Raw genomic sequence first — 15,016 nt, 5'->3', positions numbered from 1 at the left:
GGGAATCACCCGGGTACCTGTCCTGGCTACGCCGGGTTCTGTGGCGCTCCGGGGACAACTTCATTAACGTTCAGAATCACCTCGTTTCCGAGTCTGGCAGTGGAAGCTCCGGATCGGAACTGCACCCCGGCGGCATTAACCTCGGAAACATAGTCCTGAATGGCGTTTTCCAGGCTGACAGTAATGAGTTCCAGCTCGGCCATGGCGGTTCTGTCATTTCTGTTCATAGCGTCTCCGGTAATTTTGCCCAGGTTATCCAGAAGCATGCGGATACCGCCGTTATCTTTGCCTGAGACATTAGCAGACAGCCGTGCGGCATAGTCCGGGAACCCCTTCTCCTGCAGCTGCTTCTGGGCTCTCTCCATGACGGTCTTCACTGAAGCCGGGAAATTCTCCTTGCGGTTTCCTTCTCCGGGGCCATGTCTGGTAATTGATGTCACGAGGGACAAGCAGTGCAGGAAGGACTCGGACTTGTCTCCGGACCGTTCCTTGCGAACCTGCATTCCGGAAACCCGGGAATCCTCCACCTCCTTGTCGGAGATGGTGCTGTTGTAAATGCCATGGGTCTCGCATTTGAGGTACAGTCTCCGGGGTTCGTTTTCTGTAGCCGGCACCGTGAAATAATGGAATGTTCTCATGCCGCCCATAAGACCTCCCATGCTCCGGGGAATGTCAATCCCCCGCGGCATATTAAGATGTCCGTCTACCTGCTGATGGTGGTAGGCTCTGGCATGGGTGGACGTGCGCAGGTAGACCTCCTGGCACTTGTCGAGCCACTGGTAGATGCGTCCGTCAGGATCCTCCACCGAGAAGGCTCCGCGTTCATTGTACTCGCCCTTTTCCACGGTGGCTGCATGAAATGCCAGGGTAACGCAGGCGGCGTTACGGAGACTTGTTTCGTAACGGTGTCCCTGTCCGCTATAAACTGCCTTCAGGATTTCCTGCCCCCTGCCTATTCTGGCGGCAAGAATATTTCTGAGCTCGGCAATGCTCCGGGGGCGGTCAGCAGGCGGGGTGTCCATGATCATGGCGGTATAATGCTCCTTCCGGAACCGGTAGGTTTTGCCGTTAACAGCCACCTCCAGATTATCAGGAATATTGAAACCGAGAGTGTTACTGGCGGTCTCTCTGGCCTGGTTCACTTCGGTTCTTGCGGCCTCCGCTTCCCGGTTGAAGACCCGCCCCTCTTCGAGACCGGTGCCGCCTGTGGTCCGGGCCATGAATTCCTCCGGATGGGTGATTTTGGAGACGTTCTTTTCTGAAAACTTCTCCATAATCCGGGCGGCGCCGGCTTTTGGTATGGTGAGCCGGGCACAGCCTTCGGCGTCTATTTCCAGGGCGGCGCCGGCAGCCTGAGCCACAATGGTGAGATATTTCCGCCCCTCTTCGGAAAGAGGTCTGTCGCAGTGATAGACGATGCTGTCCCCTTCTAAGTGGGCTCTCCAGGGGACTCTGGTTTCCTGAATGACAGAAAGGTGCTCCAGGGGCGTTTCCCCGTGAGGGCTTATCCAGGTGGTAGGCGAAGTCAGCTTCTCCAGATTCTCAATGGTTTCAATGGCCAGCTCCTGAATCCCGGGGCCGTCCGGAGCGAGATCATCATAGAGCCTGAGCTGGTTTTCAGATACGCTGAGCACCTTGTCCAGGTTATCCCGGAATTCCTTTTGCTTTACATCAATTTCACTGATAATTTCCTTCCGGAGGGCCTTTTCTTCAGCGCTAATGCCCATTTCATCAGGATCAAAGGCCTTTCGGTAATCCTCAAACAGTTTTTCCGCCCGCTGGCTCTGTTTCATATCACGGAGCTCCAGAACTCCCTGGAATTTGGCAAAGCGGGTATCGTCATCAAATACTGAAAAGTTTTTAAACCGGGGTTTTGTGGAATAGCCATAGGTATCACGGAAGGATAAATTGTCGTCTACGGTGAGATGCCGGCCGTTCCCCTCCAGGGAGTGTCCGGGATCAATGGCAAAGAACTTGCCGTCTGCGAAGCCCTTGTTCTGCCCCCGGGAGCCGATGCCGTCGCGGTCGGCACTGACCAGGAAGAAGGCCTTGTACTTGCCGATCTTTTCGGCAGTTTTGCCTGGCGGCGGAACTATCTGGCCGTCCTTCAGGAAGCCGTTTTCCAGATCCTGGTAGCCCTGGGCGAATTTGGCCTCCAGCATGATCTTGGGGTGCCCGTCAGAATACTGCCCTCTCACAATCCTGAGTTCCTGGGTCGGAACGCCGGAGAGCCGGGAAAGGTCATTTGCCAGAGCTTCTGTAACCGCCCCCACGGAAGACTTGTTCGCGGTGGTGGCGGTCTGCAGGCGGTACAGCTGGCCAAATTTGCGGTTGGTGATAATGCGCTCGGGACGCATGAATTTGCCGGCCGAGGCCTTGCTCTTATTAATGATCCGGACGTTTTCGTTGTAGTCCAGCTTGACAATGTGCCGGTCTGAAAAATGCCGGAACATGGGAGACTTGTCATAATCAGGGTCTCCGGGCCTGACAGACAGCACGGCATCCCGGATCTGGGCAAACAGCTCTTTCTTGATGCTGTCGAGGGGGATGTTCTGCCACTGTCCGGGGTCGCAATCCGGGAATTTCTGGCAGAATTCCCGGTAAAGGCTGCTTTCGGGATTTTTCATTTCGCGTTCGATCATAAATTCAGCAACGGCGGAAATGCATGCCGGATGCGCCCGGCCGAATTTCATGATCTGTTCCCTCAGAGGGAGCTTCGCGCATTCACTGGCGGTAACGGGATACTTCTTCTTAAGATCATCCAGAATCTCGCGGCTTTCCGGGGAGTCGTAATCCTGCATGAGTCCCCGGGTATCGTTCTGGGACCAGTCGTTGGTATAAATAAATCCGGGTTCCACACCGTTGGTTTTAAGCTTAACCAGGAGAGTGGGATTATCGGAGGAACTATTAATGCGTTCCCCTACGCCGATAGTTCCGTTTTTGATCCGGTCCTCGACAGAGGTGGACCTGCTGTCAAAAATCAGGCTGAGATTTTTAAGTCCCACCGGGGTGCGGCTTCCGGCTTCGTGCTCCGTATCGGTACGTCCCGTCAGATCCTGGGTAACTATATCCTTCTTTCCGGTGAGAGAATTACTGTGAGATTCCCGGACGCTTTCCAGGGAATCCCTGATAATGTTCTGGGCGATTTTTCCGATATCCGCGTTGTTGCTGATCCGGGAGCCGAGGTTTTTGCAGGCGTCGATTTTCTTTTTGACAGCCAGCCGTACCTCTGACTGGACATCTTCCGGAAGCTCCATCATTTTTGGGTCTGTGTCCATCTGGCGGTTGATTTCGCTTTTAAGCCGGTTTTCCTTTATTTTGTTAAGGCTGGACAGGGTGTCTCTGATATCGCAGACTCTCAGGGATTTGTGGAGCTGGCTTCTGGCACCGAGAATGGTATCAAAGGCATGTTCTCCGAAGACGCCGTATTTTCTGGAAAGAGCATCGCGGAAAGCCTGCATGGTCTGATCGTTTTTGACTGCACCCTGAGAGATAATAAATCTGCCCAGTTTGGCATCGCTGCCCTGTTCGTTGACAACAACGTCACGAAACCCGAGAGACCATGAATTTGCAATATTCTCAAATCTGTTGATGATATCGGTCATTTTGCAGCTCCTGTTTTCGGGGGTACGGGGCTAAGGGTAGATGGTCTGCAGGTGGTGCGGGATCATATCCAGATCAGGCTCGGAATCCGGGGACAAGAGCTCCTGAATTCGTTCGACCCACAGACCGCAGAGCTGGAGAATCTTTTCAAGAGCGGCTACGAATTCCTCAGGATCCCTTTCAATTTCATTGCCGTCGAAAAAGTAGCTGTAAACCACCATTTCACTGGTATCCTCTATGCTGAAATAGCCGCCAGCTGTTTCCTTCCCGAAAAGGCTTCCGGTCAGGAGTTCCCGGTACACCTTTTTCGGAGCGTCTTCGGGAAGCTGGCAGATTTCAACAAAGCAGAGAACGGAATTATTGTGTGCCACGTACTGAAGATTGACATTAAAGGCATCGTCTATGCGCACTGAAACAAGACCGGTTTCATCAGGAATGAAAGCCTCAATGCCGGTGTCCTTTCGCAGCCCGGCAATAAAGTTCCTGTAATCGTCTAAAGTCTTCATGCTGTATTCCTTCAAGAAAAAATCTCAGAACCGTACGGGGAAAAGTCTGGTGAGCAGCATCTTTTCAGCTCTGGCGATTCGGAGGCCCAGTGTCTGGACAAGAGGATAACGTGCCTTAGTGGGATAACGTTTTTTCTGTTATGAGGTTACAGCCGATTTCCGGTAAGGCATCAATTTTAAGTTATCATATTACGGGGTTTCAGGAGGTGACTCCAGTCACGGAAGCCGTGAATACCCGATAAATGCTGCAACTATGATGCGGTACCAGCTCAAAAAATGGTATTTTCTGAAGGGATGTCATGACGGACAGCGATGGTTATGAGCGGAGGATTCTCCCGAAAGATACCTAAATAAGCTTCGGTTTTTAATGCCGAAGCTTTTAATGGGAGCGCGGCTGACAGTGGCTCAGCTTATAGGGCCGGGGTTTTCAGAGATCTGCTACAGGGCATCCTTCAGGACTGCGATGATATCCTCGCGTCCCAGAGGCTTCAAAGCGTTTTTAAAGTCTCCGAACCAGTGGGCGGTAATGTGATCAGCCATTTCTCCGAAATGCTCGTCGGAAGGAATGCCGGCTTCCCGGAGGGTGGCCGGGAGACCAATGCTCTTAAAGAAGTCGGCGGTCTTCCGGATTGCCTCCTCGGCGTTGGCCATGACATCATTGTCCGGATTCAGCCCAAAAACCCTGACCCCGTACTGTGCGAAACGCGGTGCGGTTTCTGCGCTAAGGCTGTAACGCATGAGAGGCGGCGTCAGAATGGCCAGTCCGGCACCATGAGTAATGTCATAGAAGGCAGAAACCTCATGCTCAATGCCGTGGCAGACCCAGGGGGACGGGGTGCGTCCCAGAGCCGGGAGGCCGCAGCAGCCGAAGGAACTGACCATCATAAGCTGTGCTCTGGCCTCATAGTCCTCCGGGTTTTTAAGTGCCTTAGGAGTGCATTCGATTACGGTTTTAAGCATGGCCTCGCAAATGCCGTCGGTGAAAATATTGCCGTCCCGGACGAGATATGATTCGAAGACATGGGACATGATGTCGGCAGAACCGGCAGCTGTCTGCCAGGCATTAACGGAAAAGGTGTACTCCGGATCCATGATGGAGACCTCGGGGAAGATCTCTCCCATAAGGGCGTTTTTTTCATTGGTGGCCGGATTGGTGATAACACCGGAGCCGTCATACTCGGAACCGGTGGCGGACAGTGTCAGCACCGCAAAGAAAGGAACATGCTTTCCGATGAGACGGGGATTCATCACCAGATCCCAGGGGTCGCCGTCATAGCAGGCACCTGCGGCTATGTTCTTGGTGCAGTCAATAACGCTGCCGCCGCCGGCAGCTACGATAAAGTCTATATTCTCCCGTTTGACGATTTCCACGCCCTTCCGCACTGAATCGATGCGAGGATTCGGCTCAATTCCCGAAAGCTCAAAAACCTCGAAGTCCCGGAGCAGTTCCCGGAGGCGGTCATAGAGGCCCAGCTTTTTTATGCTGCCGCCGCCATAGGTTATAAGCACCCTTTTGCCGCGGCCGGACACGTATTTGGAGAGCTCTCCTAAGCGGCCCCTGCCGAACACCAGGCGTGTCGGAACAAAGTAATCGTAATTATGCATGGCAAATCCCTCTCTTGTAGTTGTTAAATTACCGAAACTTCCTCGCTCCGGAGAAAATTTTCCGGTTATTTTTCGATGATATCCTGTATTTCACCGATAAAGACATAGTGCGGATTATTATCGCCGTAGAACTGTTCCCTGATATCTGCGGGTATGGCGCTGATATCAAACTGGGAGGCATAGAGCCTGCGGCAGACCAGAGTCAGATCCGCCTCTTCGTAAATAACCCCCCGGGAGCTGTCCCTGACGTGAATTCCGGCCGCAGCGATCTTGTCGGTATCCCGGCCAGATTTTCTTCCAAAGACATTATGAATTTTTCTGAGATTCTCCGGGAAAAACGAAATGGTAAAGTCTGCGGATTTCTGCAGGAACTCAAAGGTAAAGCGATCCGGTCTCACATATACCGTGGCAACGGGCTTTCCGCGCGGCGGCATCCCCCAGAGAGTGCCCAGGGATCCCCAGCTTATGGTCATGCCGTTAAAGCTGTCGCCGGTCCCTGCCGTAAGTACTGCCCACCGGTCATCGAAAAGGCTGAAAATATTGGTATTGAACTTTTTGATTTCCCTGAGTTCCATCACTGTGCTCCTGTCTGGACGAAGATTCTGAAAACGCGTGGCACGAATGCAACACCTCCGCAATGACATACGATTGTAAGGGGGAACCTCAGGTTACGGCATGAAAAATATTTATATTTTGAGATCAGGAAAGGGATTTTGTCAGAATTCCCCGTCTTTTTTCAGCATTTCTGACAGGGACTCAAAAGAACTGTGCGAGTAAAGATCCTGTGACAGGAAGGATGAAAACAGACTGAAACGCGGAATGGCATTTATCCGGTGCGGGAAATGCAATAAAAAAGGGGAGCTGCACACTCCCCCTTCGGAATCTTTGCCGTTTCCCTGTCAGAGATCCACTTTTGGCACGGCCTTTTTTGATTCCTCGGCCTTGAAGAAGACAGCCGGTTCATAGCCAAACTGACCGGCAAACATGGATCCCGGGAATCCCTTGATGCAGGTATTGTACTTCTTTACGCGGGAGTTATACTGATCCCGGGCATAGGAAATGCGGTTTTCGGTGCCGGCGAGCTCGTCCATGAGGCCGATATAGACCTTGTCGGACTTCAGATCCGGATAGTTTTCGGAAATGGCCAGAAGGCGTCCCAGAGCTCCGCTGAGAGCTTCATTGGCCGCAGCCTTTTCATCGATGCTTTTGGCACTGAGAAGAGCTTTGCGGGCCTCGGTAACATCCTTGAAAATGCCGCTTTCATGGGCGGCAAACCCCTTCACGGTGTTTACCAGGTTGGGAATAAGATCCGCCCTTCTTTCCAGTGAGGAATCAATGTTGGCCATGGCCTCCTCTACCTCGGTGCTAAGCTGCACCATTGTATTGTACTGTGATACTCCCAGGCCGACGGCCAGAATCAGAACAACTATCAGCCCTGCGAAAAATTTCCCCATGAGTAAGGTTCTCCGTTTAATGAAAAGTGCCGGAAACGCTGCCGGTTTTGCCGCTGCTGGATACCGGTGCCTGATCTCAGGATGCGGTCCCGGTTTCCGTCGCATATTTTAGGTAGTTTTTTCCGTGCTGTCATTATTCTTTCCGGCATAAATTTTTTCGGGGGAGCGAGGTACTGAATAATCAAAAACTGTCTATGGATTTATCGCGTGACAGTATTCACAAAACAGCAGTTTTCTCACGGTTTCCGCTGAAGATTCTGAAAATCCGTCCGCTGTATCAAACGTAAGGAAACTATAAAGCCACCGGGGCAGCGGATACAGCAGATCCTCGGCAACAGTGGATTTTCAGGTCGGTGCTGACGCCAACCAGAAGATTTCCATAACTCTGGGACTGGGGGGATGACGGACTTGGGTTCAGCGTTAAGGATGTGGCCAAGTCTCTGAGTGCTACTAAGGCCGCTGCTATCAGCAACGATGCCACCAGGTACCTTAAGGCCAACGGCGAAGAGCTTACATTTGATATCAGCACTGTAGCTACTGCGCAGAACACTCTTTCCAACATTGATGCCTTTATTGCCAAGGTTGACGGCAATAGAGCCGAGCTCGGTGCTGTGCAGAACCGTCTGGAATCCACTATCCGGAACCAGAGCAATGTTTCTGAGAATGTTGCTGCCGCCAGAAGCCGGATCCGTGACACCGACTTTGCTTCGAGACTGCGGCCATGACCCAGCAGAACATTATCCAGCAGGCCTCCCGGTCCATTCTGAGCCAGGCCAACCAGAGACCGCAGGTGGCGCTGAGTCTCCTGGGCTAGCAGCCTGACAATCTGAAATACGGGGCGGAATGCGAGTTTCGCCCTTTTGGTTTTTATGGATGAGCTGCTATGCGGCCATCTGGCGGGTCCTGCCAGCCGATTCTGAAGAGGAACACATTTTTAAACCGCATTGATAGGCGGCAGGAATTAGCTGTGATATAGTTTAAAATGAATTTTTAGCTCTGAATGCTATAAAAACGAACAGATATGGACATCTGCATCATATGCGAACCGATATGGAGCCTTTTTCGGAATTTTTCCATAGCCCGCTGCCATATGTTGCCATCCGGGATTTCATTCCCGGTATTCCAGGACAGTGATAGGGGAAGCTAGCAGGGATGTATTATTCTGCAATTGGTATACTTGCAATCCTCATTCTGCTAATTGAGAATCACGATATTCTTGCCGGCAGAAATGAGGCTTTCCGGATTCATGCCTGGCGTGTCTATCGTAAGTTCCTCCTTGCCGTGCTTCTGTATTACATTATTGACAGCGCCTGGGGGGTTCTTGAGTTCTTCAAACTGGGCTACCTTCTTTTTGCGGATACCACGGTGTATTTTGTGGCCATGGCCGCCGGTGTGCTGTTCTGGGCCGAATACACGGTGCTTTATCTGGGCGAAAACAATCTTTTCGGACGTCTCCTGGTTTATTCTGGCCGTGTTCTGTCCGGTACCATCATCGCACTGACCGGCCTTAATATTTTTGTTCCGGTACTGTTTGTGGTGGACGGTGCTTCCGTCTATCACGCCCTGCCATTGCGGTATGCCCTTCTGATAACGCAGGTGGCATTTCTGCTTCTTATCGTTATCTATGCTCTGATTTCCATGATCAGTCATACCCTGGAGCATCCCCCCGAGAAGATACAGCAGTACCGCACTCTGGCTCTTTTCGGGTTTATTATGGCCCTCTTCCTGGGGCTGCAGCTGTTTTATCCCTATCTGCCGCTGTATTCGGCGGCCTATCTGCTGGGAACCTCGCTTCTTCATGTCTTCGTGACCGGCTCCGAAAAGGAGCAGGCTATTCTGAAGCTGAAGGATGCCGCAAAGACTGAGGAATTCCAGAAAATCGTCACCTCTCTTCTGGATAATATCCCCGGCATTGCCTTTACCAAGGATGCGAAAACCGGAGAGTTCCTGGCCTGCAACCAGGCATTTGCCGGCTATGCCGGTAAGAAATCTCCGCAGCAGGTAACCGGCTACACCTCCATTGAACTTTTTGACGGCGATCTGGCCGCCCGGTTTGCCGCAGATGACAAGGTCGCCCTGTCCATGGAAGAGCCTTATATCTTTTATGAGGACATTCCGGACCCCAGCGGTGCGCTCCGGCAGTTTATGACCACCAAGCGGAAATATCGCGACTATGCCGGCAGAGTATGCATTCTGGGAATCTGTCAGGACGTAACAGACATTGCCCGCATCAAGCGCGAGCATGCACAGACCAGGGAAGCCTACGAAAATGCCCAGAGAAGCGGCCTGATTTTCAATCACATTGCTCAGACTCTGGCCCGCGGGTATACTGACCTTTTTTACGTCAACATTGAAAACGGGGAATTTATCGAGTATCGCACCGATGCCGACAGCGATACCCTCATTGAGGTCAGGCATTCCTGGCACTTCTTCGACCGGTGCGGCGAGGAGGGAGTGGTTTACATTTATTCCGAGGACCGGGATGAATTTGTCCGGGCCATGAAAAAGGAAAACATTATCGATGCGCTTCATCGCAACGGCGTATTCATGCTGACCTATCGCCGCCTTGTCAACGGTATTCCGGTATATGTAACCATGAAAATATCCCAGATGAAGGATGACGAGCGCTATATCGTTATTGGGGTTATGGATGTGGACGAGCAGATGCGCCAGCGCCGGGAAACCGAAAGAATGCATGAGGAGAGGATTGCCTATACGCGTCTTAACGCCCTTTCCGGGAATTTTCTCCTGGTATACATTGTGGAACCGGATACCGGAGCCTACCGGGAACTCAGCACCACCACCGGATGCGAACATATCGCCCTGCCCCGCGAAGGAACCGATTTCTTTGAATCAGCCCGCGGGATTGCCGATCGCGTTATCTGCCGCGAGGATCTGAACCGCTTCCTGTCGCTTTTCACCCGGGAAGCGGTATTTGAAGAAATCGAAAACAGGGGACTTTATGCAGTCAGTTTCCGTATTTGTCTCGGGGATCGGAATATTTATGTGCAGCTTCGGGCAGCTATGGTGCAGGAGAATAATGACCGGAAAATTATCGCCGGCCTCAGCGATGTGGATTTTCAGGTGCGCCAGGAGGAGGACTATGCACGCCGTCTTTCCCAGGCTCTCAGCAAGGCCAATATCGACGCTCTTACCGGAGTTAAGAGCAAGCATGCCTATCTGGAAACTGAAAAGACCCTGAATATTCAGATCCGGATGGGACATGCTCCGGGATTTGCTATCTTTATCCTGGATGTTAACGATCTTAAAAAGATCAATGACAGCTCCGGTCACCATGCCGGTGACCAGTATCTCCGGAATGCCTGCCGGATAATCTGCGATATTTTCAGTCACAGCCCGGTATTCCGGATTGGCGGCGATGAATTTGTAACGGTTCTTCGGGATCAGGATTACGAAAATGCTGACACCCTTGCCGCCAGGATGCGGGAGCACAATGAGAATGCGCTGAAATCCGGTGGTATCGTCATTGCGTGCGGCATGGCCAGATTCTGCGGTGATGACTGTGTGGCTGCGGTGTTTGAGAAGGCTGACCGCATGATGTATGAAAACAAAAACATTCTTAAAGCCCGGAAAGATCAGCTGATTTCCGGAGAGGCTGTTCGCTCTTCCTGAAAACAGTATTGCCCGGTTTCCCTGAGAGTGTCCTTAGCGGTCCCCCTGCTGACCCAGATCTGTCAGGGGGCACTTCTTTTCTGACGGCGGTAGTCAGAGGGATACACTGGCCGGGGATCCTGCCAGAGGCCGCGCTTTTCAGATCGTGCCTGTTCCTCCCAGCGCAGGTAGTCCTGGCTGTCCAGATGGCGCCGGTAGGCCCAGGCCATTCCCTCCCGTACCTGAAGTCCGTTGATATTGATTCCCCGGAGGTAGATCGTTCCCAGATATCTGCCGTAGCGATCTGTCCCATTGATGTCGATGCGAACCTTCTGGCCGAGAATGTGGTGCCGGAGATTTTTCCCGGAAGCTTTTCCCCAGGGCTGGGATTTTTCCGGAGCATCGATACTGCGAAGGCGGATCCGGTAAAGTCCTTTTGTTTTGCTGCAGTCAATGGTATCCCCGTCCAGCACCCGGGTGACGGTGCAGTCCAGAATGGCAGAGCTGGCATCTCCAGAATAAGCCGCCGTCATGAGAATAAGCGGAAGGAACAGTCTGAGCACGGAAACTGGAAGTGTCAGTGTTTTTCTGGCTGACATGGAGTTCTCTCCTTAAGACAAAGGAACTGAGACCTGCATTTTCTGCATCGGGAATAATGATCAGGAGTGCGCCACGGAAACGAACCTGGCATGATGTTCATTTTAAAAGATGCCGGCAGCGTTGTATGTGACAGGTTTTGCTTTATGGACGGGAAGCTGAATCCGGTTCTGCCTGGCGCATTTAAGGCTAAAAATCATTCGTCTTAATCACCGGCGGCGGATACAGTTTCTGAGAATCCATGGAGCCCCTGTCCGGAGTTCCTTCGTGAAGGGGATTTTCAGTCATTTCATGTTATAGTAGCATTAGTTGCCGATACCTGTCCGGGCTGCTGTCATGAAGTCCAGAAATTATTTCCTTCTGGTAATATACCGTTCTTTCTTATGGTGCGGCAGCGTCCAGTACGGTATACTCCGGTGGCCGCATCCTCCGGACATACAGCCTTAACGCCAGCGGAGGTGTCAGGAAGGGCTGGAAAATTCTCAAAACGGCGAGAATAAACTAACCGTCTTTCGAAGAAAATCCGGAAATACGGCACTGTTTCCTTTTCCTCTGGCTCAGTGCGGGAGCTGCCATTAACCGGGATGACAGTTTCGGGAATCATGCAGTAAAAGTAAAGGAGGCCGGTTCCAGTAACCGGAGCTACAATCTCCTGGCAAGCAGTATCAGGGACGAAATCAACGGGAATTTGAGATGTCCGGATGAAAAAGATCTGCGGGGTAAAAAGGGCCCCGGTGTCAGGCAGCAGTTAAGGAGGATTCCTGGCGTAACCGGAGCTATGGTATTCCGGAGAGGCATGTATTTCAGACGCTTTTCTCCCCTCTCCTTATTTCCGTGGTCTCCTGGCTTCCTGTTCAGGATTTGCCGTGCCGGGAGTTTGCTGTCTCCAGAAAGTTTCCGGCAGAGTTGTCCGGCTGGATAGACAATTACAATTTTGCAACAAACAAAAGTTTCTTTAGGGAACAGGATGAACCATGAGTTTCTATACATTTGAGATGACGGGAAAAGTGGAATTCTACGACTGCGATCCCATGTGCGTGGTCTGGCACGGCAATTACCTTAAGTATCTGGAGGCGGCCCGGGGACGTTTTCTGGAACTGATTGACTATCCCTACCTGACTGTGGGACAGGAGGGGAATGTGTTCCCGGTTGTGGATCTTCGTCTGAAATTTACCTCGTCACTGAAACTGGGGGATACCTATACGGTGGTAACTGACCTTGACGAATACGAAAACCGGCTGGTTCACAGCTTTGTAATAAAAACCGGTGATCGAGTCTGTGTCAAAGCCCGGTCGGTGCAGGTCCGGGTTGCGGCCGGGAGCTCCGAACTATCCTTCTTTATGCCGGAGAATTTTATCAGAAATGTCCGTAGCTTTCTGGAACGGCAGGGAACGCCTGCTGCCTGAGCAGACTTGTCCCTAACGTCCGGTCCGGCACTCCCGCTCTTTCTGAATTCCAGAACCGCGGTAATCCGGTCCTTCCTGTTCTCTGCGCTGATTCCAAGATTCCTAAAAAGGGTTTTAGGAGTTTTATAGTTTATTTCTGGAAAATCGGGCAGCATGCTTAGGGACAGTTTTTCCAAAAGTGTACTGTAGAGAAGCACAAAATGGAACACTTCAGCTGCAGATGTCAGCAGAGATTTTAAGTATGAAGCTTTATCAATATAAACGTAAATTTTCCCAAAATTCCTACTAAAATTCCCACCCAAAAAAATTAATGAATTCATTGTCACATAAGCGTTTGTGAAGATCAATTTATTCTTTACTCCCCCCGAAAATTGACATATAATTTTAGTAGAATTCCTACTAAAGGAATTTGAGGTGTCAGTAAGGGGATCAGGGTATGCCAATTTACCGGAATATTGTTGTTGACATTCCATCTAAATGCTATATCGAGAAAAAGGATCAAAGTGTATTTGTAAAGGACAGGAACGAATATGATCCTGCTGTGAAATATAATCGGGTAAGCCATGTAATTATCGGCAGGGCAATTGACAAGACAAGGATGTACCCCAACCATAATTTCCGCATGAGATATCCTGAAGCTTTTCAGCAGGCGGCGGGAGAACCGCAGCTGAAATCCATAAAGAGGATGGGGATGTATGCCGTTGTCCTGGCTCTTCTGGAAAAGAACTCCATGTACCGGTGCCTGCACGAAACCATGGGAATTGAGTCGGCAAACCTGATTCTTGATTTTTGCATGTATTCCATACTCCATCATTCAGCTGTTTCCGATCACTTCAGAACAGCCATGTCTGAACAGCTGCTGTTCTCCCGCAATCTCAAATCCGGAAAGGATTTATCTTCGTTTTTTAATCAGGATGAGAATATTGAAAGGCTGGAAAGGTTCAAGACAGAATGGGCAGGCGCCTGCAAAAAACGCGGGATAAAGAATGTCTGGCTGGCAATTGACGGCTCAAATAATGATTGCGCCGCAGATGCCGATATTGCTGAGCGGGGGTACGCAAAATCCAAAAAGGATGTTCCGGTCGTTAGTTATCTTTATGCTGTTGACAGCAGTGACGGAACCCCGATAAGCTTTGATGTTTACCGGGGCAGCCGAGTTGACAGCAAAGCCGTTATGAAAATGATCGGATGGCTGAAAGCATATGAGATGAATGTCAAAGGGGTGGTGGTTGACCGGGGTTTTGCAACCAAAGATGTTCTTGAGATGCTTGACAGCAATGAACTTCAATATGTTGCCATGCTCAAGGGAGATACAAACGCTCATAAGACAATGCTTGCCGAATATGCATCCAAAATCAGCAGGCAATTCGAGTTCATGCTGGACAGATATGATAACAGCGGAAAAACAGACAATGTCAGAGTCTTCAGCAGTAATGACAATGTTTACTATGGGATATCATCAGAGGATAAGGTTAAGCTGTTTAAGCAGCATAAGTATAAGGCTTATGTTTCTCTGATTTTTGACGGACAGAACGGTGAGGAGCGCCAGCAGAACTGGTTTAAAAAGGTCTCTAATGCTGCGGTGGATTTGCAGAACAGACTGAATTCAGGAGAAGATGCCAAAGTTCCGAAGGAATTTGAAAAAAGCATGGAAATCCAGCAAAATGAAGGCAGGAAAACAGTCCTGATAAATATGGAAAAAGTACAGATCTGCGGCGATCAAAAAGGATTCAGTTCTCTTGCAACTTCCGAAAAGATGAGCGCCGGAAGAGCCAATGAAATTTACACCATGCGAAGCTCTGTTGAAGCTGATTTTGCGATAGTTAAAACTCAGCTTGGTTACGGCAAGACCGGAGTACACAGTGAAACTGGGATAAAAACCAAGATTTCCATTGGTTTCATCGCCTCTGTGATTCGAAATGAACTGCTGAAAGCTGCAAAAAAGGCGGGACTTCCTACCAATAAAATAGCAAAGGAAATCAACTACATTACGATGGGGCTCAATCAAAGCGACCGGTATTTTGTCTCTCATACCGAAAGTAAGAAACAAAAAGAGTTCCTTAAGGAATGCGGTGTTCTCCCTGCAGATCTGGATCGTATAGCCGAGGCTGAAAATAAGAGAATTTCCAGTAAAGAACCGAACCCGTTCCACAAATTCCCTAAAGCTAACACAAAGGAAAAAAAGTCAAAGAGCGGACAGTCAAAAGCTGACAATTCCTCCGTCAGCGGGACA

The 15,016-nt window shown here is 50.7% G+C and carries 9 protein-coding genes and 1 pseudogene; 4 read left to right on the top strand and 6 right to left on the bottom strand.

What is annotated here, in order from left to right:
- Window positions 1-26: 26 nt before the first annotated feature.
- The 5 genes from F557_RS0112950 to F557_RS0112920 all read right to left on the bottom strand — a co-directional run bounded on the left by F557_RS0112950 (window position 27) and on the right by F557_RS0112920 (window position 7,168).
- The gene (locus F557_RS0112950; RefSeq protein WP_019002648.1) at window positions 27-3,605 is read right to left on the bottom strand and encodes a hypothetical protein; all 3,579 of its coding nucleotides are present in this window, start codon (window positions 3,603-3,605) and stop codon (window positions 27-29) included.
- A 30-nt stretch (window positions 3,606-3,635) separates the two neighbouring features.
- A complete protein-coding gene (locus F557_RS0112945; RefSeq protein ID WP_019002647.1) occupies window positions 3,636-4,109 on the bottom strand; it encodes a type III secretion system chaperone in 474 nt (157 codons plus the stop codon).
- A 438-nt stretch (window positions 4,110-4,547) separates the two neighbouring features.
- Complete coding sequence (locus F557_RS0112935; protein ID WP_019002645.1) at window positions 4,548-5,714, bottom strand: iron-containing alcohol dehydrogenase; 1,167 nt, start codon at window positions 5,712-5,714, stop codon at window positions 4,548-4,550.
- A gap of 65 nt (window positions 5,715-5,779) precedes the next feature.
- The gene (locus tag F557_RS0112930) at window positions 5,780-6,289 is read right to left on the bottom strand and encodes a flavin reductase family protein (RefSeq protein WP_019002644.1); all 510 of its coding nucleotides are present in this window, start codon (window positions 6,287-6,289) and stop codon (window positions 5,780-5,782) included.
- A 324-nt stretch (window positions 6,290-6,613) separates the two neighbouring features.
- On the bottom strand, window positions 6,614-7,168 hold the full coding sequence (locus tag F557_RS0112920) for a LemA family protein (RefSeq protein WP_019002642.1): 555 nt from the start codon (window positions 7,166-7,168) through the stop codon (window positions 6,614-6,616).
- A 572-nt stretch (window positions 7,169-7,740) separates the two neighbouring features.
- On the opposite strand from F557_RS0112920, the pseudogene F557_RS23690 reads away from it, so the two are divergent.
- Together F557_RS23690 and F557_RS0112900 are read left to right on the top strand one after the other, a co-directional pair.
- Window positions 7,741-7,982, top strand: a pseudogene (locus F557_RS23690) (flagellin); the annotation flags it as partial.
- A gap of 338 nt (window positions 7,983-8,320) precedes the next feature.
- Window positions 8,321-10,801: a GGDEF domain-containing protein gene (locus tag F557_RS0112900; protein ID WP_019002640.1), complete on the top strand. Its 2,481-nt coding sequence runs from the start codon at window positions 8,321-8,323 to the stop codon at window positions 10,799-10,801.
- A gap of 62 nt (window positions 10,802-10,863) precedes the next feature.
- On the opposite strand, the gene F557_RS0112895 is transcribed toward F557_RS0112900, so the two are convergent.
- The gene (locus F557_RS0112895) at window positions 10,864-11,379 is read right to left on the bottom strand and encodes a thermonuclease family protein (protein WP_019002639.1); all 516 of its coding nucleotides are present in this window, start codon (window positions 11,377-11,379) and stop codon (window positions 10,864-10,866) included.
- Window positions 11,380-12,351: 972 nt separating this feature from the next.
- Between F557_RS0112895 and F557_RS0112875 the strand changes: the two genes are divergently transcribed.
- On the top strand, window positions 12,352-12,783 hold the full coding sequence (locus F557_RS0112875; RefSeq protein ID WP_019002635.1) for an acyl-CoA thioesterase: 432 nt from the start codon (window positions 12,352-12,354) through the stop codon (window positions 12,781-12,783).
- 436 nt (window positions 12,784-13,219) lie between these two features.
- Window positions 13,220-15,016: IS1634 family transposase (locus F557_RS0112870; RefSeq protein WP_019002634.1), on the top strand; the 1,797-nt coding region annotated here is incomplete at its 3' end.

The organism is Succinimonas amylolytica DSM 2873, from assembly GCF_000378405.1.
In the GTDB taxonomy this organism is placed as follows: Bacteria; Pseudomonadota; Gammaproteobacteria; order Enterobacterales; family Succinivibrionaceae; genus Succinimonas; species Succinimonas amylolytica.
Note: the sequence above shows the minus strand (reverse complement) of the source record. Positions and strands in the feature narration are given on the sequence as shown.

What these genes read in the sequence shown, in the direction of transcription:
- F557_RS0112950 (WP_019002648.1), bottom strand. Translation starts at nt 3,605, where the DNA reads ATGACCGATATCATCAACAGATTTGAGAATATTGCAAATTCATGGTCT.
- F557_RS0112945 (WP_019002647.1), bottom strand. Translation starts at nt 4,109, where the DNA reads ATGAAGACTTTAGACGATTACAGGAACTTTATTGCCGGGCTGCGAAAG.
- F557_RS0112935 (WP_019002645.1), bottom strand. Translation starts at nt 5,714, where the DNA reads ATGCATAATTACGATTACTTTGTTCCGACACGCCTGGTGTTCGGCAGG.
- F557_RS0112930 (WP_019002644.1), bottom strand. Translation starts at nt 6,289, where the DNA reads ATGGAACTCAGGGAAATCAAAAAGTTCAATACCAATATTTTCAGCCTT.
- F557_RS0112920 (WP_019002642.1), bottom strand. Translation starts at nt 7,168, where the DNA reads ATGGGGAAATTTTTCGCAGGGCTGATAGTTGTTCTGATTCTGGCCGTC.
- F557_RS0112900 (WP_019002640.1), top strand. Translation starts at nt 8,321, where the DNA reads ATGTATTATTCTGCAATTGGTATACTTGCAATCCTCATTCTGCTAATT.
- F557_RS0112895 (WP_019002639.1), bottom strand. Translation starts at nt 11,379, where the DNA reads ATGTCAGCCAGAAAAACACTGACACTTCCAGTTTCCGTGCTCAGACTG.
- F557_RS0112875 (WP_019002635.1), top strand. Translation starts at nt 12,352, where the DNA reads ATGAGTTTCTATACATTTGAGATGACGGGAAAAGTGGAATTCTACGAC.